A 22563-nucleotide genomic window follows, 5' to 3' on the forward strand; every position below is an offset into this window, starting at 1 on the left:
GATCAACACGAAAAACGCCGGCCCTCGGGGCCGGCGTTTTTGTTTGAGCGATGTTGCACTCCCGCGAGGATCGCCGCCTCGCCCTCCGCGCAAGCCGATCGTCGCAACGCGTCGGATCGGTCAAGGCGACTTACCAATCGCAGCATCCTTTATCCTCCGTCGCCATACAACATCGCCATACTGGCTGCCGGCTGGCTCGCCATCTCGCTCACGCTCGGAGCGGTGGTTGCGCACGCCGTATTCCGGCGCGGTCGCGTCACCTATCATCGGATCATCGGCGCGGGCCTGCTGTATCTGCTGATCGGGCTCGGCTTCGGGACGCTATTCGTCTTCCTCGGGTTGCGGTTTCCGGATGCATTCAAGGGAATGAACTTCGAGGATGACTCAGCCCCTGCGAGCTCGGTCTATCATCTCAGCTTCGTCACGCTCACTTCTACCGGCTACGGGGACATCATCCCTGTGCACCCGCTAGCGCGCAGCCTGTGCAATGTCGAGAGCGTGATCGGCCAGCTTTACCCGGCCACGCTGCTGGCGAGGCTCGTTACGCTCGAACTGAGAGACCAGGGCTTATAAGGCTTGTATTTCACGCTGCGAACCCGGCTCGCGCTACTTCGGGCTTCGGGCGACCGAGCCTCGCTCCCTTGGCACAAACCGCCCTATCGCCTTCAAGTTTTCCGACGTAGATTAGGTGCCCGATGGAAGGGATCGTTCATGGCACCCGGGTGCTTAAAACCGAACCCGTCAAATCACGTCCTCTATGACGAGAAGAGCTTGCTGCGACATCGAGCCGCGCCACCTCCCATCGGCGCTGCAAAAGTCGGATCGGCTCGCCAACCACAACGCGCATTTCAATCGAGCAAATTGCCTCGTCAGCTCAGGCGTCGATGGGTCGAACCGTCGAGCGGTGACGTGGTGCTCCGCATCACTCTGGCTGCGAGCGCGCTCTGGCCGATCCTGCTGTTGACCGTCCTGTTGCTCGAAGCTCAGTAAGGCACGGCAGGCCCGACGGATTGTCGCCGCTGATTGTCATGGATGATTTAGAAGCGGCATTCGACCGGATGCACTACAGTACTGGCGCCCAGTCGCGACCTGAACGCCAGTAGAGTCGTTCATTCATACAAGGCGCAGACGCCTCCCTGCCAGCGCACGCATCTGCGAACGGCTCGGCGAGTTTGACGGACGGTCGTCCTTGCTACGCATACACCATTGATACGCGTCCGGCCCGGACCGCAGCCGACGGCCACCGGTATTGCCATTGTTTCCGTCTGGGGGAGCGGCGCGGGTGTCATGGCTTGCGCAGGTGCTCCAACACACAAAGCGAAGATAAAGACAGCAAACAAGCGGATCATTGTGTTCCTCCATTTAATCCTTTGAGGCACCACAGCTCCACTCCATAGCGATGGAAAGGCCCGGCCTTGACTTGCGTCAAGGCTCGCAGGCATGCGTCCCCTTACCGCAGGCATATGCTACTTGATCACCAGATGAAGTTGCCGAACCACCCATATCGCGGACGTCGCTCCGCAAAATGCGCATAAGGTGACGGCGCGTATCTCCTGGCATGGGCATACTTCCGAGGCGGCTTGGCTTCCCTCGCCTTGCGGCCCGACGATTTTGGCCGCTCGATTTCGGATTTCTGCATCTGGGTAAACGCTTCCCGCTCGCGAACGATCGGGAAAGGCCCGACAGTTTCGGCCGCGGCTGGAGCAGGAATTTCCGCAACCTGTTCAGGAACGATAGTCGGGAGACTGGTGTCGTAAACGACAAGGTCAGGCAGCTTTTGCATCGAACGGATGCGAATGGTCGGACGACTCGAGTCGGGCTGCTTTGCCAGTGGAGAATTGGGGATGGTGGCATCCAGAAGGAATAGCAGCGCGAGCAGCACTCCGCCGATATACAGGAAATACCGCGCCACTGGCATGGATCGCTCCATCCGCCATTGTGCACATCGCCAGGCTTCTTTGCCCAAGGGCACGCATCTGCGCTGAAGCATGACTCAGCACAGCGTCAGGCGGCTACCGGCCGACGAGACCGCATTGACGTGCGCGTGGTCGACACCAGCGTCCCATTCAAGAACTTCAGGACCTTTGACATAGATCAACAGTATCGCGTCAAGTGATGAATCAGTCCGATCCTCCGTCTCGACAACATGCATCTTGTGCCAGCGTCGACGGTTGCAAATCCGCTGGCAGGTTTGTTGTCGCGGGTGCATATTACTGCGTGAGGGAAATTGTCATGCGTATGCCGGGAGCCAACATTGGGTGCCGGTTGCATGGGACTTCCGGAATCATTCCGGTCGCCCAGCGCGAGGATTCGCATTTTCGTCCAGCGCTGGATCATACATTCGCGGCCGGCTCGCTGCGTGTGACCAACGTGCAGAGCCTCCTATTAAAAATTGGCAAGCAGTTCGTATCGCAATAGCAATCGCCGCAAGTGCAACAAGCGGCGCGTGGTGGAAGCGAGCGTTTGAGCTTGTGGTGAGGACAGCCAACCGCCGGTAAGCACAGCGCGAGGTCGTCTTTGAAGGTGCGACGATGAGCGCCGGGCTTCTTTCAATCGCGCTGATGGCGTGCGCCTTGCTACCGGATCACTGATTGGGGCGGAGCCACTGGAGTACTCAACACTGGAGATTGAACATGACGCAAAGAATTGTCCGAAATACTGCAATTGCGCTTTCGACTATCGCTTGTGCGACACTGTTCTCCATCACCTGGTCCGAGCGGGGCGGTCTTTCGGCGTCGGTCGAAAGTGCCCAGGCGCGTGTGGGCCGGCCGCTGACGCCCGTGAGCGTCGCCGGCGTCGCGCGTCGTCAGACCCGGCGCGCCGCGTACGGGTACGGGGTGGGCGCGGGTGTCGCCGCTACGGCAGCGGTCGCTGCGGCCGCCGCTACCGCGCCGGCCTATTCCGGCTGGGGCACAAACGATTGGACCAATTCGTATGCCGCCCAGACGGATCCCTACTTCGGCCAGCCCTACTATCCGGCACGAGCCTACCAGAGGATCAGTCCGTATTACGGATATGCCGGATGGACGGAGTACAAGGCAGCCAATGGTATCGGCTGCGAGCCCGGCACGATGACCAAGATGGCTGACGGCCGCATGTACGTCTGTCAGTGAAGCCGGCGCAACGGCAGCGCAAGAGGGCGGCTCCCTGAGCCGCCCTCTTTCACGATGAAGCAGATCAACCCCACGCGGCGACGGGTCGCGCGCGGCGTTGATCTACGTCAACATCGCCTCCCCCTTTTGCCACTGACGATACCTTGGGCCGCATCTGAAGCGGGCTCCATCACCTTCAGTTCACGTGCGATGAGGAGGATCACCATGCGTCGGACGAACATTTTTCCAACCAAGTCAGTGACGGTTGCGGGAATAGCGGCGAGCCTGATGTTGGGGTTTGCAGGCGCCGCTCTCAGTCCAGCACCGGCCAACGCCGTGATTTACTGCACGTATGTCGGTTATCCGGCAGGCTGCGTGGCGCGGGCAGGCGTTGTGCTCAGGCCTCGTCCGGTGGCGCGCGCTGCGGTCCGCCACAATGCGGGCGGCAATTTGAATGGCGGCGTCAATCGGGTTGGCGTGCGGCGATAAGGCCGTGTTTGCGGGTCTCCTTCCCTTCTCCCCTTGTGGGAGAAGGTGGCGCGGATGCAATCCGCGGCGGATATGGGGTTCTATCCGCTAGCCAGAAGAGGGGCTCACTCGCGGTGAGAGACCCCTCGCCTGGATTTCATCTGGCGATGCAATCCGGCCTCTCCCACAAGGGGAGAGGCGAACCGGCAAAGATCGGTGGAAAACTGATCGCCGGCCTTTACGCCCTCGGGGCGCAGCGGACGTAGACCATGTTGCCGTAGCGGACCCCGGCGTCCTTGTCGACGAAGCGGGTGATCATGACGCGGCCGTCGAACGAGACGATCTCGCGGTCCTGCTCGCCGGGCGTCGGTCCAGGCGGGCCGATATAGTTCTTGCCACTCGGGGAACCCTTCAGCCGCAGTTCCTGCGGGGTGGCCTGGTCGGCCAGATGCATGATGACGCCGCCGTTCTGGCCGGCGCCGATCACGTAAGGCTGCTTGCACTGGCCGCGCGCGGCGGCCTCGGTGCGGGCGCGATCGGCGGGATTCTGGAACGAGGCGAGACCCCAGCGGCCGACGATCTCATCGGCGCGGATGCTTGCGGGCATTTCGGGGGCGACCCCCGGCTCGGCTGGCGCCGGCTCAGGGTTCGACGACAACGACGGCAGGCTCATGCTGCCGCACGCCCCCAAGAGTGTCGTCAGCGCCGAAACAGCCGCGAACCGTGCGACCAATCGCGCGTTGAATGACCTGATCATATGCATCCCCCGACTATGTCCCGGCCGCACCCGTCCTGCAGCCAAGCGTAAAACTTAAGACGGAGCAATGACGTCTGACAAAATTACGTCATCGCTACGATTTGGTTTCTGGTCCACCATCCTATATTGGCCTCACCAAGGCCTTAACCCGTTTGCTTGACAGAAACTGCGCCAGGCCATATTTCCCGGCCCACAATTAGCACTCTCGCACCACGATTGCTAAGAGCGTCGGGCGTCCTGCCCAGCGCCGACCGGGCCGGCATCCAACGCCGGTCCCGATGAACCGGACCTGAAACCGAGCCTCCAAGAGGGAACGTCATGGCTAAATCCACCTTCCGCCCCCTGCACGACCGCGTCGTGGTCAAGCGTATCGATGCCGAGGAGAAATCCAAGGGCGGCATCATCATTCCGGACTCGGCGAAGGAGAAGCCGTCCCAGGGCGAGATCGTCGCCGTCGGCCCGGGTGGCCGCGACGAGGCCGGCAAGCTGATCCCGATCGACCTCAAGGTCGGCGACCGCGTGCTGTTCGGCAAATGGTCGGGCACCGAGGTCAAGCTCGACAACCAGGAGCTCCTGATCATGAAGGAGTCCGACATCATGGGCGTGCTGGCCTGATCGCCATTCAACCGCGCGACCGCACCACTCGCATCGTCATGCCCGGACTTGATCCGGGCATCCATCACGCTTCCGAAGAGTTCTTACCAAGGCGATGGATCGCCGGGTCAAGCCCGGCGATGACGAGCGCGGAAACGGCAAGCGCGTCTCTCAAAACTGACAGGAGTTCAAATCAATGGCTGCCAAGGACGTAAAATTCGCCGGAGAGGCCCGCGACCGCATGCTGCGCGGTGTCGACGTGCTCGCCAACGCCGTGAAGGTGACGCTCGGCCCCAAGGGCCGCAATGTCGTCATCGAGAAGAGCTTCGGCGCTCCCCGCATCACCAAGGACGGCGTCACCGTCGCCAAGGAGATCGAGCTCGACGACAAGTTCGAGAACATGGGCGCGCAGATGCTGCGCGAGGTCGCTTCCAAGACCAACGACACCGCCGGTGACGGCACCACCACCGCGACCGTGCTGGCGCAGGCCATCGTCCGCGAGGGCGCCAAGTCGGTCGCCGCCGGCATGAACCCGATGGACCTCAAGCGCGGCATCGACACGGCAGTATCGGCCGTGATCAAGGACATCGAGAAGCGCGCCAAGCCGGTCGCCTCCTCGTCCGAAGTCGCCCAGGTCGGCACCATCTCGGCCAATGGCGATGCCGCGATCGGCAAGATGATCGCGCAGGCGATGCAGAAGGTCGGCAACGAGGGCGTGATCACCGTCGAGGAGAACAAGTCGCTCGAGACCGAGGTCGACATCGTCGAGGGCATGAAGTTCGACCGCGGCTACCTCAGCCCCTACTTCATCACCAACGCCGAGAAGATGACCGCCGAGCTCGAGGATGCCTACATCCTGCTGCACGAGAAGAAGCTGTCCGGCCTGCAGTCCATGCTGCCGGTGCTGGAAGCCGTGGTGCAGTCGGGCCGTCCGCTCTTGATCCTCGCCGAGGACGTCGAGGGCGAGGCGCTGGCGACCCTGGTCGTCAACCGCCTGCGCGGCGGGCTCAAGGTCGCCGCCGTCAAGGCGCCGGGCTTCGGCGATCGCCGCAAGGCGATGCTGGAGGACATCGCGATCCTGACCGGCGGTCAGCTGATCTCCGACGACCTCGGCATGAAGCTCGAGAGCGTCACGATCAACATGCTCGGCCGCGCCGGCAAGATCGTGATCGACAAGGAGAACACCACGATCGTCAAGGGCGCCGGCAAGAAGAAGGACATCGACGCCCGCGTTGGCCAGATCAAGGCGCAGATCGAGGAGACCACCTCGGACTACGACCGTGAGAAGCTGCAGGAGCGCCTCGCCAAGCTCGCCGGCGGCGTTGCGGTGATCAAGGTCGGCGGTGCGACCGAGGTCGAGGTCAAGGAGAAGAAGGACCGTGTCGAGGACGCGCTGAACGCGACCCGCGCCGCGGTGCAGGAAGGCATCGTGCCGGGCGGCGGCGTCGCGCTGCTGCGCGCCAAGAAGGCGGTCGGCCGGCTCACCAACCCGAATGCTGACGTCCAGGCCGGCATCAACATCGTGCTCAAGGCGCTCGAAGCTCCGGTCCGCCAGATCTCGGAGAACGCCGGTGTCGAGGGCTCGATCGTGGTCGGCAAGATCCTCGAGAACAAGTCGGAGACCTTCGGCTTCGACGCGCAGACCGAGGACTATGTCGACATGGTCGACAAGGGCATCATCGACCCCGCCAAGGTGGTGCGCACCGCCTTGCAGGACGCCTCCTCCGTGGCCGGCCTGCTCGTGACCACCGAAGCCATGGTCGCCGAACTGCCGAAGGACGCGGCGCCGGCAATGCCGGGCGGCGGCGGCGGCATGGGTGGAATGGGCGGCATGGGCGGCTTCTAAGCCTCCCCCATCCCTATCGAGATCGAAGGCCGCCTCCGGGCGGCCTTCTTTTTTGCAGTTTGATTACGATCGGGATGCAAGGATCATCTGATGTCCCGCGACGCCAAATCACTGACGTCAACGCTCGTGCTGTTCTACGCGATCGGCGCACTGCTTGCGCTCGGCGCCTATGCCCTGGACAGCCTCGATGATCTTGCGGTCGTCTTGACGTTCTGGCTCAGGCAAACGCTGACGTTTGTCGTCCTCGGCGCGGGTTATGGCGTCTATTACGTCATTTCGGGTTCTGCCGGTCATCGTCCGAAAGCGCCGTTGCGATTTCTGGACATCTCGTTTCTGGCCGCTGCTTCCACGCTTGGGGTTGGCATCCTCGTGCACAGCTGAGCGATCCTTGATGCGACGGCCTGACAGTCCGTTACGCCACGCAGATGTCCGGCACCGCCACCTTCTGGAACAGGTGCGGCGAGGCTACCGCCGAGGCCGGATAGGCCGAGAGCTTGGCCCTGAACTCGGGGTTCATGAAGGCGGCGCGGAAGGCGGCGGTCGATTCCCAGACCGCGTAGTTCAGATAGGCCGGGCTCTCGCCGAGCGCGCGGTGCAGCTGGGTCGAGATGAAGCCCGGCTGCCGCTTCATGATGGCGGCGTCGTCCTGCCAGGCCTTGAGAAACGTGTCCTCGTCGGCCGCATCGAGCGTGAAGAGGTTGACGAGCACGACGTTGCTGGCATCGACCGCGAGCTGGCGGTCGATCGGGAAAGCGGGGTCCAGGGGGCGCATCTGCGGCATGGTTGGCTCCGTTCGATATGGTGTTATGATGTCATTCCGGACTGATGGATACATACAGAAATTGACATCATGGTGTCAATACGTTTATATGGTGACAAATGCCGAATGCAAAACGAACGCCGGCGGGTGAAGCCCTGAGCACCCTGATTCCCGACCTGTTCAGGCTCAACAGCCTGCTGTTCACATCAGGCGACCGGCTGGTGGCCGGGCTCGGGCTGACCAGCGCGCGCTGGCAGATCCTCGGCGCCATCGTCGCCACAGAGCGCCCGCAACCGGTCGCATGGCTGGCGCGCGACCTCGGCGCTGCCCGACAGAACGTGCAGCGGATCGTCAACGACCTCGAACGGGACGGGCTCGTCGCCTTCGAAACCAACCCGCATCACCGCCGCGCCCAGCTCGTCGTGCTGACCGCCAAGGGGCGGCAAAGCTTCGACGCGGCCATGCGCCTGCAGCTGCCTTGGGTGAACGGCCTCGCCGACGGGCTGTCGATGAAGGACCTCGAAACCGTGAGCCGGGTCGTGACGGTGCTGCGCGGCCGACTGGAGGGCGGCGAGGAACCTGACGAACGCACATGACCGCGATCGCGGCGCGCGGCCGCCGTTAGGCGGCCTTCTTTTTTGGCCAATGACATGGAGGTTTGCTAGTTACGACGGAACCGATTCTGCCCTTCGAGGACTTATCGTATGCGCGCGCTCCCGCTCCTGCTGCTCGGTCTTGCCGTCACCTCGGCGCCTGCCCTCGCCCAGATGAAGCTGCAATCGAAGGCGGCTCCCGCCAATGGCCCCGAGACGCGCTATTTCACCTCGATCGACGGCCTGATGGACGGCAATGCCGACGTCGTGCTGAAGGAAACCCGCCAGGGCAAGACCGTGACCGCGGCCGTGCTCGACGTCTGCTATCCCGCCGACAAGAGCTCCGACCGCAAGGACCGCTTCGTCGCCAACCTGACCGTCAGCGGCCAGACGCTTTCCGGCACCGCCCAGAGCGTCGCCGACAAGCAGCCGGTCACCGTCAAACTGAACCGCAAGCAAACCGGCGACGGTTTTGAGTTCCGCGGCCAGATCACGATCGGCCAGACCGTGACCGAGGTCGCCTCGACGGACAATTCCGATCTCAGCGAGAAGGAATTCCAGGACAACCAGGCCACCGAGGACGGCATCACGCCGCAGCCGAAGGATTTCACTGACGTTTCGCCGGAATCGATCGGTGTGCGGGTGAAGCTCGATGCGGCGGCGGATTTCCTCAAGAGCCTGAAAGGCGAGGCCGTCGAGATCGGCACCTCCAGCCTTGCGGTGACCTGCGATGCGATGCGCTCCGGCGAGCAGACCATCAACCTCACCGTCGATCCCGAGCACGCCGGCGCGCTGCTCGCCAAGGCGAAATCCGCGCCCGGCGTGACCGCGGCCGGCTGGACCAGCGGGGTGGTCGAGATGGACCGCACCATCCGCTTTGCTGCCGCCGATTGGCGCGAGGGCGACAAACTCAACCATGACAAGCTGGCAACCGCGATCGCGGGCGTGCTCGCGAAGACGCTTGCCGCAAAGCCCGCCTCGGCGACGTGGAACGCGAACACCGGCAAGCTCAAGCTGGTGCTGAAGCGGCCCAGCGCGATTTACCCGGCACTCGGCCTCACCCAGAATTACGAGATCACTGCCCTGGTCTCACCCGACAAGCCCGGCAGCTCTGACCGGCTGATGCTGTGGGTCTCGAGCCCCACCGTTTCGACATCGGACGACAGCGCCGGCGCCAAGCTCAATCTGTCCGACGATTCCAGCAGCGACGAGGAAGGCAGCGAGACCAGGGACGACAACGGCGCGATCGACGCGCTGCTCAAGGAGTTCAAGGGCCAGCGCTGGGACGCCGACAAGTCGGTGTGGCGGTAAGGCCGCCGCTGTCCTGAGTTAAGCCGCCTTCGTCTTCAGCGGCACGACGTTGTCGCGCACGGCCTTCGGGGTGGCGTCCGGACCGGACTGAAGCATCCCGTCGCTTCTGACGAACAATTCGGAACGAGGCTCGATCGCAGCGCGATCGAGCAGCGCCCGCAGCTCGGGACGAAGTCCGTCGCCACGCAGCGCGGCGATCGCATCGAAGTTGCGCATGATATTCTCCTGCGTGATCGCAATCAGATTCTCGCATTCGTCTTCCGCGAGCCACCCGCTTCCCGATTCCGCGACGACGCTCGAGAAGCGGTGCTAAGCGCCATATCGACAAAGCGGAATCTCGTCTGAAACTCGATCGCTCGCCCGATCTGAAATCGGGTGGTGCGAGACACGCCTCCAAATGTTCACTGCGCGCATCGAGAGAGTGCCGGTCGCGATACCGGCAACGCGCAAATGGAGACGAAGAGATGTCAGAGGAAAACAAAAACGTCGTCGGCCGGTGGTTCAAGGAGTTCTGGGGCAACCCCTGGAATCCGCGCATCATCAACGAGCTCGCCACAGCAGACATTGTCGTGCATTACCCGATGCACGAGCCGAAGAAGGGCCGCGCCGCGGTCACGCAGTTCATGACCGAATTTCGCGAAGCCTTTCCGGATCTCAATTTCTGGGGCGTCGGCGATCTCGTCGCGGAAGGCGATCTCGTCGTCGGCCGCTGGGAAGGCGGCGGCACGCACACGGGACCTGCGTTCAGCGACTTCCGCCTCGGCTCACTTCCTGCGGCCTCCGGCCGCAAGATGACATTCGCCGGCACCACCGTGCTGCGCGTGCAGGACGGACGGATCGCCGAAGAGTTCGGACAGGAAGATGCGATCACCGCCATGCTGCAGCTCGGCCTCATTCGTTTGCCCGAAAGCGACGGAGCCGCTTCGCGGCCGGGCGGCGAGCTGCCCGACGGCTGGAACAACATGCCGGGATATCCGGAGGGGCCGCGCTGAGCACGGCCAGAGTGCATGGCTCCATCGACGATCGCATCATGACTACCCGAACGCGCTTGATGCGCGTTCGGGTAACGCAATCGATCGGCACGGTGAACTTGAAGGTCTCTAAGCCGCAGGCTTGCTGGAGGCATTCCAATATTGCTGCGCCGGCATCGTATCTCCCGATGCAGCGCCGGCGCGGTCTCGCGGCCGCAATTTGCGTCAAGACGGGAAGATCAAGCACGTCGTCGTGCCGTGGGCGAGCAATCTTCCCTTCCCGTCGGTGACCCTGCCTTCGGCGGTGCCGATGCGACGGCCGCAATTGAGCACCCGGCCCTCGGCCCTGATCGGACCGGTGTCGGGCGTGATCGGACGCACCAGCGAGATCTTGAACTCGAGCGTGGTCTGGCTGGTGCCGGCATCGAGCGTCGACTGCACCGCAAGCCCCATGCAGCTGTCGAGCAGCGTCGCGGTGAGGCCGCCATGCACGGTGCCCGCCGGATTGAGATGCGCGTCGGTCGGCACCAGCGTGACGACGACGCGGCCGCGCTCGGCCTCGGCGACGTCATAACCGAGTGTCCGTGCGATGGTGTTGAGCGGCAATGCGCCGCTGGCGAGACCCTGCACGAATGCGAGGCCGCTCATCTTAAGCTTCTGTTCCGCACTGACGGTGCCGTAGCTCTTGGCCATTGCCGATCTCCATCGGGGTTTATTGTATCGCGACGGTTGGCCGCTTGCACCGCAGCGACGCGCCGGAGCGGCCGTAGAGTTTTGCGAATGCGGCATTCATGCGCCGCGCGCTGGAGAAGCCGGCGTGCTGCGCCACCAACGCAAGCGGCAGCTCGCTGCCGTCGATCAGGCGCTTGGCGCGCTGCACGCGCAGCGACAGCGCGACCTGGAGCGGCGAGGCATCGAGATGCTCGGCGAACAGACGCGACAGATGCCGCGCGCCGACGCCGAGCCGCCCCGCCAACGCCTCGACATTGCCGCGGTCGAGCGCGCCCTCCTCGATCAGCGCCAGGGCGCGCTCGACCGTGGTCCTGGTGCCCTTCCAGGCCGGGCAGAACGGCGCCGCCTCGGGACGGCAGCGCAGGCAGGGCCTGAAGCCAGCACGCTCGGCCGACGCCGCGCTGCCATAGAACCGCACGTTGCGCGCGAGCGGCGTGCGCGCCCGGCAGACCGGGCGGCAATACACGCCGGTGGTCTTGACCGCGACGAACACGACGCCGTCCCAGGCCGGGTCGCGGCGCTGAAAGGCTGCATATTGTGCGGCGAAATCGAGCATGCGACCGCTATAGCCCCGCCCGCGCGCCGCGACGACCCGCTTTGCGGGGACGACGTCCGGAAACGACCGCTGGTGCGGAAGATACCCGGGCATCTACGGGGGCCTGCGACCAAAAGACTTCGTGCCGCCGCAGTTCGGTCACCGAAAATTAAGGCTCGATTTAGTTTCGAGGATCATGCTTCGCGCTATCGAACACAGGTCACGCCATGCAAGACCGCGAGCCGATCAACGCTGCGAACATCTGGCCGACGGATGTGCCGGAGGGTCATTCGCCGGCACAGACGGCGGACCTCTGGGATGTCACCGGCGAGAACCACGACGCCGCCCTGCTGCTGCGGGAGCCGTTTGCCGACCGCATCGGCACCGCGCTCTTGGCAGCGACCGCACTCGCTGCAAGCTTCGTGCTGGGATGGACCGGCGGAGCCAACTGGCACGACCTTGCAGCTCCCGCCCCGGTCCCGGTGGCCCAGAAGGAAGCGCCGGCCCCGCACATTGCGGAGGTGGCGCCGAGCCGAAAGAACGAGGGCCCGCGCCGGGCCGCGTCCAACGCCGACCCCGTCGTCACCGGCAGCATTCCCAAAACCACACCGGCCAGCCCGCGCCCGCTCGCCTTGGGCGCCGCGCCGACGACCTTGAATGCACAGGCCGCCGCATTGGGGCCGAAGCAGGCGCCGGCGGCGGCGCCGGAGACGCGGCCGAGCACCATCCCGGGATGGTCGGTGGTCGAAGTCCGCGACGGCACCGCCGTGCTCGAGGGGCCCGAGGGCGTCAAGATGGCCGCGCGCGGCGACGTCGTGCCCGGCCTCGGACGGGTCGATTCCATCGTGCGCTGGGGCAACCGCTGGATCGTCGCCACCGCAAGCGGACTGATCGCAACGCCCTGAGCGTTTTGTCTTGACGCGTTTCCTTGAACGCGAACCGCCGTCCGCTTCGCTTAACGCTTTAGTTGCTGTTGATCACGAAACGCAACGACTTGCTGCCGGTGAAGGTCACCTCGTCACCGTGCCGCCGCCAGCCCGTCATGTCGCCGAGCGCCGCCAGCAGATCCTTGTCCGCCTGCGCCCGCTCCGGCGTGCAGGTGCGGTTCTCCATCGCGCCGGGAACGAAGACGATGGTGTTGCCGGCCACCGAAAACTGGCCCTTGCCGCCGTCGCACCACAGCTCGAGGATCACCTCGCCATTGTCGCCGACCTCGATCGAGGGAATCCGCTTGGAGCCCGGCATGCGCGCGGCGTCGAGCGTCATCACGAAGCCGAACGGGAACTCCTCCTGGGCCCGCGCCGGACCCGCGCCGAGAGCCGCGGCAACCAGCGCCAACGCGGCGATGCCGCCGTTCAAACCTCGCCTCATCGAAACCATGCCAATCCTCGAAATGCGACGCGCAACTGCGGGCCCCTTCTATGGGAGCAGAACGCGATTGGCCAGATTGGCAACGCCGGAAAATGTGCTGGAAAAGCAAATCCCCGCGAGCTGTCCGCTCGCGGGGATTCCTGGTTCGCCAAATGCGTCGTGGCGCTATTTCAGCACCAGCATCGTGAACGGATAGACATAGGCCTGCAGGGTCACGAACAGACCGACCAGACACGCCAGCACGATCGAGTGCAGGAACACGTAGCGCAGGATCGAGCCCTCGTGGCCGTACCAGTTGGTCGCGGTCGAGGCGACCACGATCGATTGCGCGTCGATCATCTTGCCCATCACACCGCCCGAGGAGTTCGCCGCCGCCATCAGGATCGGCGACAGGCCGAGCTGCTCGGAGGTGATCTTCTGCAGATTGCCGAACAGCACGTTCGACGCGGTATCCGATCCGGTCAGCGCCACGCCCAGCCAGCCGAGCAAGGTGCCGAAGAAGGGATAGAGCACGCCGGTCGCCGCGAAGGCGAGGCCGAGCGTGGCGTCGACGCCGGACAGCCGGGTCAGCGTTCCGATCGCCAGCATCGCCGAGATCGTGATCAGCGAGATCGCGCAGATGCGGATGGTGCGGCCATACTCGGCGATCAGCTTGAGCGGCGAGAAGCCCATCAACAGACCCGAGATAATCGCGGCGATCAGCATGCCGGTGCCGGTGAACGACAGATAGGTGAAGCCGAACACGGCGCCTTCCGGCGTCGGCTTGGCGGCCACCGGCGGCACCTTGAAGATCAGCTTGTCGAGCTCGGGGACCGGATAGTTCCAGACGAAGTTGGCGTTCGCCCAGGCCTTGAAGGCACCGTTGCCCCAGATCAGCATCAGGATGCAGACGATGATCCACGGCAGCAGCGCGCTCCACATTTCGCCCTGGGTCAGCGGCGTCTTGTCGAGCGGAGGTGCGGCGGCCATCGTCGCCGCCGATTCATCGCGGCCGCGCAGCGCCGGCGACAGCCAGAGCTGCCGCGGCTGCCAGACCTTCAGGAACAGGATCAGGGCGCCCATCGAGATCAGCGAGGCGCCGATGTCGACGATCCAGGGATTGATGTAGTTCGAGATCACGAATTGCGGGACCGCAAACGACACGCCGGTGACCAGGATCGCTGGCCATACCTCCTTCATGCCGCGCCAGCCGGCAAACGCCCACACCACCCAGAACGGCACGATCAGCGAGAACAGCGGCAGCTGACGGCCGACCATCGCGCCGAGGATGTAGGGGTCGAGCCCGGTGACCGAGGCGAGGCCCTGGATCGGCGTGCCGAGCGCACCGTAGGCAACGGGTGCCGTGTTGGCGATCAGCGACAGGCCGGACGCAGCGAGCGGCGAGAAGCCGAGCCCGATCAGCACCGCGCCGGTGATCGCGACCGGCGTGCCGAACCCGGAGGCGCCCTCGAAGAAGGCGCCGAACGAGAACGCGATCAACAGCAGCTGCAACCGCCGGTCCTCGGTGACGCCGCCGACCGCGCGCTTGAGCAGCTCGAACTTCCCGCACCTCACCGTGACCTGGTAGAGGAAGATGACGTTGAGCACGATCCAGCCGATCGGGAAGAACCCGGTGATCACGCCGAGCAGGGTGGCGCGGATCGACATGTTGGCCGGCATGGTGAAGACGAAGATCGTGATCAGGTTGGTCACGATCACGGCGATGATGGCCGCAATGTGCGCCTTCACCTTGCCGCTGGCGATCAGCACCAGCAGCGTGACCACGGGAATGGCGGCCGCGACCGTCGACAGCGCCGCATTGCCCAGCGGGTTGTAGATTTGATTCCAGGTGTTCATCTCGGGATCCTTCCCACATTATTATGCAGCGCGCCGGCCTGCATGCGGGCAGGCGCGACTGGCGCGATTGCGGGAGTCCGTCGGAAAAGCTGCAGCCCCGGCTCGCGAATGAACGATCGGTAAGAATCGCTCACATCCTCGCGAAAAATCGAAGGTCCCCCGCCCCTCGCCGTTGTCGTCATGCTAGGATTGACTCGATTGCCGGGACAAGCCAACGCTTGCATGCCAGAACTACGACTTTAGTCGAGGACTACCCCGATTGTCCCGATTCTTCAGGCCTTTGCGGCCCCTTCCCCGGAGACGATAATCTGTGAACAACATTCGCTCGACGCTCGCGACGGTGTGGCGCATCGCCTCGCCTTATTTCAACTCCGAGGACAAATGGGCCGGCCGGGGGCTGCTTGCGGCGGTCATCGCGATCGAACTGGCGATCGTGGGCATCAACGTTCTGATCACGCAGTGGAACAACCGCTTCTACAACGCGCTGCAGGAACGCAATTGGGATTCCTTCGTCAGCGAGATCATCTATTTCTGCGTCGTCGTCGCGTTCTTCATCCTGCTGGCGGTCTACCAGCTCTACCTCAATCAATGGCTGCAGATCCGCTGGCGGCAATGGATGACCACACACTATCTTGGGGACTGGCTGCATCAGGCCAATCACTACAGGATGCAGCTGCAGGGCGACGCGGCCGACAACCCCGACCAGCGCATGACCGACGACGTCAAGCTGTTCGTCGACCGCACGCTCACGCTCGGCCTCGGCCTGTTGAGCTCGGTCGTCACGCTGGCGTCCTTTCTCACCCTGCTGTGGGGCCTTTCCAATGAGGCGCCGCTGCATTTGTTCGGCACGGAATATTCAATTCCCGGCTACCTTGTCTGGTGCGCGCTGATCTACTCGGTGCTCGGCACCGTGCTGACCCATCTGATCGGCTGGCCGCTGGTCGGCATCGATTTCAAGCAGCAGCAATATGAAGCCGATTTCCGCTTCAACCTGGTGCGCGTGCGGGAAAACTCCGAGCAGATCGCGCTGCTGCAGGGCGAACCGGCCGAGCGCGAGCGCCTGCGCGTTCGCTTCGGACGCGTGGTGGAGAACTGGATCGCCCTGATGAACCGGACCAAGAAGATCACCGCGTTCACGGCGAGCTATAATCAGGCCTCGGTGATCTTCCCCTATGTGCTGGTGGCGCCGGCCTACTTTGCGCAAAAGATCCAGCTTGGCGGCATGATGCAGACCGCATCGGCGTTTTCGAACGTCCAGGGCGCGTTCTCGTACTTCGTCAGCATCTATCGTCAACTGGCCGAATGGCAGGCCGTGGTGAACCGGCTCGATGGATTCGAGGCAGGGATCGCGGCGGCATCAAACCTCGCCAAGCGCGACGACCGAATTCATGTCACGGCGACGCCGGGCGACGGCGCCGTCAGCCTAGAAAACCTAGTGCTGCGGCTGCCGGACGGCACGCCGCTGCTGAACGCGGACCGGTTCGGCTTCCGCAAGGGCGAGCGCACGCTGATGACCGGCCCCTCCGGCGCCGGCAAGTCGACGCTATTCCGCGCGATCGCCGGCATCTGGCCGTTCGGCGACGGCGCGGTCGAGATCCCGGCCAATGCCAGCCTGATGACGCTGCCGCAACGTCCCTATCTGCCGATCGGCTCGCTGCATGACGCCGTCGTCTATCCGGGCGAGGCCAGGCAATTCGATGCGGGACGGGTCCGCGAGGTTCTCACCGCCGTCGGACTGCCGCAGCTTGCGTCGCGGCTCGAGGAACAGGCGCACTGGAACCGGATGCTGTCGCTCGGCGAGCAGCAGCGGCTCGGCATCGCGCGGGCGCTGCTGCATGCGCCGCAGTTCCTGTTCCTCGACGAGGCGACGGCCTCGCTCGACGAGCCGGCGGAAGCCGCGCTGTACAGGCTGATTGCCGAGAAGCTGCCCGGCACCACGGTGGTTTCGATCGGCCACCGCTCGACGCTCGACACCTTCCATCAGCGCAATGTCACGCTGGTCCGCGACGGCGACCGCTTCACCCTGCGCGACGCGGTCAAGGTCGCCGCGTCGTAGCGGCATCATGGGTCAGCCGCGCCACGGCTTGCCGCTGACCCCGGCGGGGGCAGCCCGCAGGTCTCGCGAGCGCCTTTAGCTATTGTCCGCCCTGTGCCGATTAGACCTATCCGCAAAAACAAAAGGGGCGGCAGATTGCTCTGCCGCCCCTCGATCCCCGGAGGAGAGATTACTTCAGGTTGGACATCGCGGTCAGGTCGACCGAGAGCTTGGCGATGCCGGCGGCGCCGCACCAGTTGGAGCTCGTGCCACCCGGATTGATCGGGGTGACGGCAGTGGTTCCGCCCGCGGTGAAGTCGCTGGTGAAGGCGCTGCAATCACCCTTCGACATGTCGGTGTCGGAGTAGCGCAGATCGAGCGTGAACACCTTGTAGGTGAAGCCGATGCCGATGTTCCAGGTGTTGTAGTCGGCATACTTGATGCCGTTCGGAAACGCCGGGACGCCGTAGAAGCTGTCGGAGGTGCCGAGCCACTGCCGGCCGAACTCACCCGACACGTACATGCCGACGCCGCTGCTGCCGAACACGGTGCTCGGCGCAGTGTACTTGCCGATGATCGAGGAGTAGTTGCCCCAGGCGCCGGTGTTGAGGAAGTTCGGCGAGTAGTATTCGTTGATGGTGAACGCCCAGTTGTCGTTGATGGTCCAGGTCGCCTTGCCATAGACTTCGAAGAACGAGACGTCCTTCTTCATGACGGCGAGGTTGGTGAGGGTGTTGGCCTGGCAGTCGGCGCTCAGCGGATTGCCGGCGAAGTCGGCCACCGCACCGCCGCCGTAGTAGCAGGTCCCGCCCGGATACAGGTAACCCCAGACACCGATGTCGAAGGCGAAGGCGCCGAAGGTCGGGCGGATACCGCCGTAGACGTCGACTTCAGCCGCGGCGCGGTTGGCGAAGGAGATGCTTTCGGTCGACGTACCGACGTAGAGCTGCAGGTCCTTGCTGACGTTGTAGCGCGGCTCGAAATAGGCGGTGACCGACGGATTGTGGTTGGACTGGGTGACGCCGCGGAAGATGTAGTCGCTCATGATGCCGGCGCCAAAGGCGATGTCCCAAGGATCGAAGGGAGCCGGCGGCGGCGCCTTGACGGCCTTCACCGCCATGTCAGCTGCCATTGCCGAGCTCGAAATCATTGCTAGCGCCGTTGCTAACAAAGCCAGTTTCTTCATGACGATCCCCATCTACCTGTTCAGACAGCCCAGCTCCGGTGGCCCCCCAGGGCGCGCGATAACGGACTGCAACTAAATCGCGTGTGGCCAATCTGAGGCTCATGCACGGTACCGTGAAGCCAAAAAGACATGCATGTGCCGCCTTTTTAGGCGTTCTAGCCATCTTGCCGCATGTTGACTTGCCGGTGTTGCATTTGCACCACAATACCGCTGCTCTCGCACCGGTTGAACGTGTCCATCCGGACCGGGAAACGGCAACAGCCGGCTCGGCGGGAGAGCATCGGCGCGAATCGCCGTGCCCGTAAAAGCACGGATTATCGTCGCACCTACGGAAGAAGCCGCAGCGTGGCGCGCTGCGGCTTCGATCAGTTGAACCTCGGCAATGTGGCAGCGGCCTAGAGCATTTTTGGTTCTGATTGAATCAGAACCGAAGCTCTAGATTCTTGTTTTGACGCGTTTTCTTCACGCGAACCGGTGCCCACTTCGCTCGAAAACGCTCTAGTGGTGCTCGCCCCCGTCGGCCGACCCGGCAATCCAGCCCGGCGCCGGTTCGTGGCTCGGTGTGGCCCAGCTCGGCGCCGGCTGCGGCTCGGGCGCCGGAGGTGCTGCGACCGGAGCGGCCGGCTTCGGCGCGGCAGCCTTCTTCGGAGCAGCGGCCTTCTTCGGCGCGCTCTTCTTGGCAGCGGCTTTCTTCGCAGCCTTCTTCGGCGCAGCCTTCTTGGCGGCTTTCTTTGCCGTTTTCTTTGCAGCTTTCTTGGCCGACTTCTTCGCCGATTTCTTTGCAGCCTTCTTGGCGGATTTCTTCGCAGCCTTCTTGGCCGACTTCTTCGCGGACCTCTTCTTCGCCGCTACCACCTTCTTGGCCTTTTTGGCCTTCTTGCTTTTCTTCGCCTTCTTCGACTTCGCCATCGTGGTCCTCCTGTTGCCGCTATCTGAGTCCACCGGGCGTATTGAAGTGATCGCTTGCCGGACGTTGGCTGCACCTCGAAGAGAGGCACCCTCCACTTCGCTTGTCGGGCATGATGGCCGCGCGATCGCTTCGCGTCTGTGGCAAGGAAGCGCCGGTCCTTCACGTTGCGTCAGGGCAAGGCTGAGGTCCGGATCATGCTCGAGTGGCAGTCGATCAATTCAATCCTGGCCGGGGACCTCCTGTCGCCCAATCGAGAAGCTCAATCGTGTGCACCACAGGAACTGACGTACCGCCGGCAATCTGAACCATGCAGCCAATATTGCCCGCAGCGATCATGTCCGGTTTGACAAGCGCAATATTGGCGACCTTGCGATCGCGCAATCTGCTCGCAATGTCGGGCTGGAGAATGTTGTAGGTCCCCGCCGAACCGCAACACAAATGGCTCTCGGGCACATCTTTCACCACGAATCCATTCTTGGAAAGCAATTCTTTCGGAAGTTGAGTGATTTTCTGTCCATGCTGCAACGAACAAGCGGAGTGATAGGCGACGGTGACGTCGCCTTTCTGTGTTGAAGGCGCGAGCTCGAGGCCAGCGAGATACTCGGTGATATCCTTTGCCAGCGCCGAGATTCGCTTGGCCGGCTCCGCGAATGTTTTGTCCTCGCGCAGCAGGTAGCCGTAGTCTTTGACAACTGTCCCACAGCCCGAGGTCGTCACCAGGATGGCGTCGAGCCCGTTCTGGTCCGCTTCCCTTTGCCACACCGTGATGTTGGCCCGCGCGCGCGCCAGCGCGTCGCCGTCCTGTCCCATGTGATGGGTCAACGCGCCGCAGCATTGCTCGTCCTTGACCAGCACCACCTCGACGCCGTGCCTGGTCAGGACATTGATCGCGGCCTGATTGATGCGTGGCGCCAGCACCTGCTGGGCGCAGCCCTGCAGCAGCGCGACCCGGCCGCGCCGCCGGCCGATCGGCGCAAACACGGTTCCCGCAGCCGGCCCCGGTTGCGGCAGGCCGCGCGGCGCGAGCGCCAGCATCGCCTTGATCCGCCGCAGCAGACCCGGGCTCGACGCACCGACCGATGGCGTCGGCAGCAATGCGGCGAACGGACGGGCGAGCCCGGCCAGGATCATACTGATCCGGAATAGGCCCGGCCGCGGCAGCACGAGGGCGAGTACCGAGCGCAGCAGCCGCTCGGTCAGCGGTCTCTGGTAATCCCGCTCGATCCGGACCCGGGCCTGGTCGACGAGGTGCATGTAGTTCACGCCCGACGGACAGGTCGTCATGCAGGCGAGGCACGACAGGCAGCGGTCGATATGCTTGACCACGTCGGCCGTCGGCGGCTTGTCTTTCTCCAGCATCTCCTTGATCAGGTAGATGCGGCCGCGCGGGCTATCGAGCTCGTCGCCGAGCAGCACATAGGTCGGGCAGGTCGCGGTGCAGAAGCCGCAATGCACGCAGGCGCGCAGGATCTTGTCGGCTTCCTTGATGTCGGGATCGGCAAGCTGCGCCAGGGAAAACTCGGTCTTCATGCAGCCCCGCCTCGCATCATCCGGCCGCGGTTGAGGACGGACCTCGGATCGAAGCTCGCCCGGACCCGTTCACCGAGCGCGGCAAGCCCGGCCGCCTGCGGCTGGAACACATCGACCGCCCGGCGCACATCCTCGGTGGCGCGGATCAGGGTGGCGTGTCCGCCAATCGCCTCGACCTGGCCGCGGACCGGCGTGGCCTGGGCGTCGGCGCCCGGCGGCACCGCGGCCCAGATCAGCCCCCCGCCCCAGTCGTAGATCACGTCGCCGCCGGTGGCGCGCGACAACGCCTGGCCCAGCGCGCCGCCAGAGGCCGGCGGGCAAACGATACGCCACACCGGCCAGGCCCCGAGCGCGCCGTTCGCCGCGAACGGCACCACGTCGCGCAGCGCACTCCAGATTGCGGCCGACCCGTCGTCGGCGAGGCTGTCGACCGTTCCATAGGACGAGAGCGTCTGGCTCAGCGAGGCCGCCCGATGTGCCGCCGACGCCGAAATCCCCTCGAGCCGCACCAGCGTGACCGGCTGGCCGGAGGCTGCGAGGCCGGCGAGCGCACCGCCCCCGGTCCGCAACGCCGAACCCGGAAGATGCGCGGCGCCGGAGACGTCGAAGGGCGAACCCAGCGCCGCCGTCATCGCCTTGTTGGCGGTGACGTCGTCGAGCCCGCGCAGCAGCAGCGTCCGCTCGGCTTCCGGCTTCGGCATGACCTTAAGCGTGACCTCGGTCATGACCGCGAGCGTGCCCCAGGAGCCGGTCAGCAGCTTGCAGAGATCGTAGCCGGTGACGTTCTTCACCACCCGCCCGCCGGTCTTGAAGCTGTCACCGAACCCGGACACCGCGTGCGCCCCAAGCAGATGATCCCTGATACCGCCGGCCTTGATGCGGCGGGGACCAGCCAGTCCGGCGCCGATCATGCCTCCGATCGTGCCGGCGCCCGCGGTGCCGAGCAGCACCGAGGTGTCCATCGGCTCGAAGGCGAATTGCTGGTTCTTGGCGTCGATCAGGGATTGCACGTCGGCGAGCGGCGCGCCGGCCTGCACGGTGATGATCAGCTCGTTCGGCTCATAGGAGGTGACCGCATTCAGCGCCGAGACGTCGAGCAGCGCATTGGTCGCCATCGGATGGCCGATGGCGCGCTTCGATCCATGTCCAATGACCTCAAGCGGCTGCTCGCTGGCGACCGCCGCGCGCACCACTTCCTCGACGTCTTTTGCGTCTCTGACCTTGAGCGTATCCACGCCATAGCCGGTAGCCAAATTCGGCTCCGAAATCAAATGCGCGCGCCGAACAAATTTCTGAATGCGAGGAGTCCGGCGTCGGTGATTTCGACGGAGCGGCCCTGCGGCCGGCGCCGGATCCAGTCCCGTTGCAATGCAAGGTCGGCAACCGCAGCCCCCGCCCGCCCGGCCAGATGCGGACGCCGCTCGCTCCAGTCGAGACAGGGCCGGCACAAGATCCGCCGGCTCCGCGCCGGCGAACGCAGGTCGATGCCGAGATCGCCGAGAAAAGCACGGCCGCAAGCAGTCAGCTCGCCGGCCTCATGGTCGAGATTGAGATGGCCGCGATCCCGCATCGCGTCGGTGACGGCGACGCCGAGCTCGCCGGCAAGGTGGTCGTAGCAGGTCCGAGCCCGGCGCATCTCGGGATCGATGCGCGGCGGCGGCCGGGACGGCTGCGGATCGATCGCGGCAACCGTCATCATGCCCTCGAGCATCTGCGCAACCAGCGGCGTAGCCAGCCGGTAGAAGCGGCGCGGACCACGCCGCTCGACCTTGAGCAGCGCCCGCTCGACCATGCGCGAAAGGTGCCAGCTCGCGGTCTGGGGCGTCACGCCCGCGACCAGCGCCAGTTCGCTCGCAGTCTGCGGGCGTCCGTCCATCAGCCGCGACAGGATGCTGGCACGGCCGGGATCGGCGATCAGCCCGGCGAGTTCGGCAAGCTCCGGTGCGATGGTCTGCATGGCCGGCTCCGCATCGATCGAAATATGCCTCTTGCGCTTGTCGCACGTCATGCCGCTGCAACGCTTCGATCATGATCGA

At 64.4% G+C, this 22563-nt stretch carries 25 protein-coding genes; 12 read left to right on the plus strand and 13 right to left on the minus strand.

Going from position 1 to position 22563, the window contains the following annotated elements; genetic code table 11:
* Positions 1–222: 222 nt before the first annotated feature.
* Positions 223–573, plus strand: a complete 351-nt coding sequence (locus J2R76_RS21480; protein ID WP_253624920.1) for an ion channel — start codon at positions 223–225, stop codon at positions 571–573.
* A 901-nt stretch (positions 574–1474) separates the two neighbouring features.
* On the opposite strand, the gene J2R76_RS21485 is transcribed toward J2R76_RS21480, so the two are convergent.
* Positions 1475–1918, minus strand: a complete 444-nt coding sequence (locus J2R76_RS21485) for a hypothetical protein (RefSeq protein ID WP_253624921.1) — start codon at positions 1916–1918, stop codon at positions 1475–1477.
* 314 nt (positions 1919–2232) lie between these two features.
* Between J2R76_RS21485 and J2R76_RS21490 the strand changes: the two genes are divergently transcribed.
* The 3 genes from J2R76_RS21490 to J2R76_RS21500 all read left to right on the plus strand — a co-directional run bounded on the left by J2R76_RS21490 (position 2233) and on the right by J2R76_RS21500 (position 3581).
* Positions 2233–2418 (plus strand): hypothetical protein, encoded by a 186-nt coding sequence (locus J2R76_RS21490; RefSeq protein WP_156436301.1) that lies wholly within the window; start codon positions 2233–2235, stop codon positions 2416–2418.
* Between the two features lie 215 nt (positions 2419–2633).
* Positions 2634–3113, plus strand: a complete 480-nt coding sequence (locus tag J2R76_RS21495) for a hypothetical protein (RefSeq protein WP_244558799.1) — start codon at positions 2634–2636, stop codon at positions 3111–3113.
* Positions 3114–3302: 189 nt separating this feature from the next.
* The gene (locus J2R76_RS21500; RefSeq protein ID WP_141339615.1) at positions 3303–3581 is read left to right on the plus strand and encodes a hypothetical protein; all 279 of its coding nucleotides are present in this window, start codon (positions 3303–3305) and stop codon (positions 3579–3581) included.
* A gap of 217 nt (positions 3582–3798) precedes the next feature.
* On the opposite strand, the gene J2R76_RS21505 is transcribed toward J2R76_RS21500, so the two are convergent.
* Positions 3799–4317: a hypothetical protein gene (locus J2R76_RS21505; RefSeq protein WP_026192247.1), complete on the minus strand. Its 519-nt coding sequence runs from the start codon at positions 4315–4317 to the stop codon at positions 3799–3801.
* Positions 4318–4635: 318 nt separating this feature from the next.
* Here J2R76_RS21505 and J2R76_RS21510 point away from each other — a divergent pair, with 318 nt between their 5' ends.
* The 3 genes from J2R76_RS21510 (at position 4636) to J2R76_RS21520 (ending at position 7138) form a co-directional block, all read left to right on the plus strand.
* Complete coding sequence (locus tag J2R76_RS21510; protein WP_018269780.1) at positions 4636–4932, plus strand: co-chaperone GroES; 297 nt, start codon at positions 4636–4638, stop codon at positions 4930–4932.
* Positions 4933–5107: 175 nt separating this feature from the next.
* Positions 5108–6757, plus strand: coding sequence for a chaperonin GroEL (gene groL / locus J2R76_RS21515; RefSeq protein WP_253624922.1), 1650 nt, complete (start codon positions 5108–5110; stop codon positions 6755–6757).
* Positions 6758–6847: 90 nt separating this feature from the next.
* Positions 6848–7138: a hypothetical protein gene (locus J2R76_RS21520; RefSeq protein ID WP_253624923.1), complete on the plus strand. Its 291-nt coding sequence runs from the start codon at positions 6848–6850 to the stop codon at positions 7136–7138.
* A gap of 31 nt (positions 7139–7169) precedes the next feature.
* Here the strand turns inward: J2R76_RS21520 and J2R76_RS21525 are convergent, their stop codons facing one another.
* Positions 7170–7538, minus strand: a complete 369-nt coding sequence (locus tag J2R76_RS21525) for an antibiotic biosynthesis monooxygenase (protein WP_076827529.1) — start codon at positions 7536–7538, stop codon at positions 7170–7172.
* A gap of 98 nt (positions 7539–7636) precedes the next feature.
* Here J2R76_RS21525 and J2R76_RS21530 point away from each other — a divergent pair, with 98 nt between their 5' ends.
* Positions 7637–8113, plus strand: coding sequence for a MarR family winged helix-turn-helix transcriptional regulator (locus J2R76_RS21530; RefSeq protein ID WP_057018090.1), 477 nt, complete (start codon positions 7637–7639; stop codon positions 8111–8113).
* A 108-nt stretch (positions 8114–8221) separates the two neighbouring features.
* A complete protein-coding gene (locus J2R76_RS21535; RefSeq protein ID WP_229192773.1) occupies positions 8222–9421 on the plus strand; it encodes a hypothetical protein in 1200 nt (399 codons plus the stop codon).
* A gap of 18 nt (positions 9422–9439) precedes the next feature.
* Here the strand turns inward: J2R76_RS21535 and J2R76_RS21540 are convergent, their stop codons facing one another.
* Positions 9440–9637 (minus strand): hypothetical protein, encoded by a 198-nt coding sequence (locus tag J2R76_RS21540; RefSeq protein ID WP_076827533.1) that lies wholly within the window; start codon positions 9635–9637, stop codon positions 9440–9442.
* Positions 9638–9885: 248 nt separating this feature from the next.
* Here J2R76_RS21540 and J2R76_RS21545 point away from each other — a divergent pair, with 248 nt between their 5' ends.
* On the plus strand, positions 9886–10413 hold the full coding sequence (locus tag J2R76_RS21545; protein WP_309143551.1) for an ester cyclase: 528 nt from the start codon (positions 9886–9888) through the stop codon (positions 10411–10413).
* Between the two features lie 204 nt (positions 10414–10617).
* Here the strand turns inward: J2R76_RS21545 and J2R76_RS21550 are convergent, their stop codons facing one another.
* Together J2R76_RS21550 and J2R76_RS21555 are read right to left on the minus strand one after the other, a co-directional pair.
* Positions 10618–11085, minus strand: a complete 468-nt coding sequence (locus J2R76_RS21550) for a PaaI family thioesterase (RefSeq protein ID WP_253624924.1) — start codon at positions 11083–11085, stop codon at positions 10618–10620.
* Between the two features lie 19 nt (positions 11086–11104).
* Complete coding sequence (locus J2R76_RS21555) at positions 11105–11680, minus strand: bifunctional transcriptional activator/DNA repair enzyme AdaA (RefSeq protein WP_253626071.1); 576 nt, start codon at positions 11678–11680, stop codon at positions 11105–11107.
* Between the two features lie 206 nt (positions 11681–11886).
* Between J2R76_RS21555 and J2R76_RS21560 the strand changes: the two genes are divergently transcribed.
* Positions 11887–12564 carry a hypothetical protein gene (locus J2R76_RS21560; RefSeq protein WP_253624925.1) on the plus strand — a complete coding sequence of 226 codons (678 nt, stop codon included), beginning with the start codon at positions 11887–11889 and terminating at the stop codon, positions 12562–12564.
* 58 nt (positions 12565–12622) lie between these two features.
* On the opposite strand, the gene J2R76_RS21565 is transcribed toward J2R76_RS21560, so the two are convergent.
* Both J2R76_RS21565 and J2R76_RS21570 read right to left on the minus strand, forming a co-directional pair.
* Positions 12623–13039: an META domain-containing protein gene (locus tag J2R76_RS21565; RefSeq protein WP_253624926.1), complete on the minus strand. Its 417-nt coding sequence runs from the start codon at positions 13037–13039 to the stop codon at positions 12623–12625.
* A 156-nt stretch (positions 13040–13195) separates the two neighbouring features.
* Positions 13196–14866, minus strand: a complete 1671-nt coding sequence (locus J2R76_RS21570; protein ID WP_038380167.1) for an L-lactate permease — start codon at positions 14864–14866, stop codon at positions 13196–13198.
* A gap of 310 nt (positions 14867–15176) precedes the next feature.
* On the opposite strand from J2R76_RS21570, the gene J2R76_RS21575 reads away from it, so the two are divergent.
* Positions 15177–16922, plus strand: coding sequence for an ABC transporter ATP-binding protein/permease (locus J2R76_RS21575; protein WP_253624927.1), 1746 nt, complete (start codon positions 15177–15179; stop codon positions 16920–16922).
* A 169-nt stretch (positions 16923–17091) separates the two neighbouring features.
* Here the strand turns inward: J2R76_RS21575 and J2R76_RS21580 are convergent, their stop codons facing one another.
* The 5 genes from J2R76_RS21580 to J2R76_RS21600 all read right to left on the minus strand — a co-directional run bounded on the left by J2R76_RS21580 (position 17092) and on the right by J2R76_RS21600 (position 22484).
* Entirely contained in the window at positions 17092–18087 is a 996-nt protein-coding gene (locus J2R76_RS21580) for a TorF family putative porin (RefSeq protein WP_057018099.1), read from the minus strand.
* A gap of 498 nt (positions 18088–18585) precedes the next feature.
* Complete coding sequence (locus J2R76_RS21585; RefSeq protein WP_076827546.1) at positions 18586–18996, minus strand: histone; 411 nt, start codon at positions 18994–18996, stop codon at positions 18586–18588.
* A 214-nt stretch (positions 18997–19210) separates the two neighbouring features.
* Positions 19211–20527, minus strand: a complete 1317-nt coding sequence (gene glcF / locus J2R76_RS21590; RefSeq protein WP_253624928.1) for a glycolate oxidase subunit GlcF — start codon at positions 20525–20527, stop codon at positions 19211–19213.
* Positions 20524–21762 carry an FAD-binding protein gene (locus J2R76_RS21595; protein WP_253626072.1) on the minus strand — a complete coding sequence of 413 codons (1239 nt, stop codon included), beginning with the start codon at positions 21760–21762 and terminating at the stop codon, positions 20524–20526. Before J2R76_RS21595 ends, glcF begins: the two co-directional genes overlap by 4 nt.
* 32 nt (positions 21763–21794) lie before the next feature.
* Positions 21795–22484, minus strand: a complete 690-nt coding sequence (locus J2R76_RS21600) for a helix-turn-helix transcriptional regulator (RefSeq protein ID WP_244558800.1) — start codon at positions 22482–22484, stop codon at positions 21795–21797.
* Positions 22485–22563 lie beyond the last annotated feature (79 nt).

The organism is Bradyrhizobium sp. USDA 4532, from assembly GCF_024171315.1.
In the GTDB taxonomy this organism is placed as follows: Bacteria; Pseudomonadota; Alphaproteobacteria; order Rhizobiales; family Xanthobacteraceae; genus Bradyrhizobium; species Bradyrhizobium australafricanum.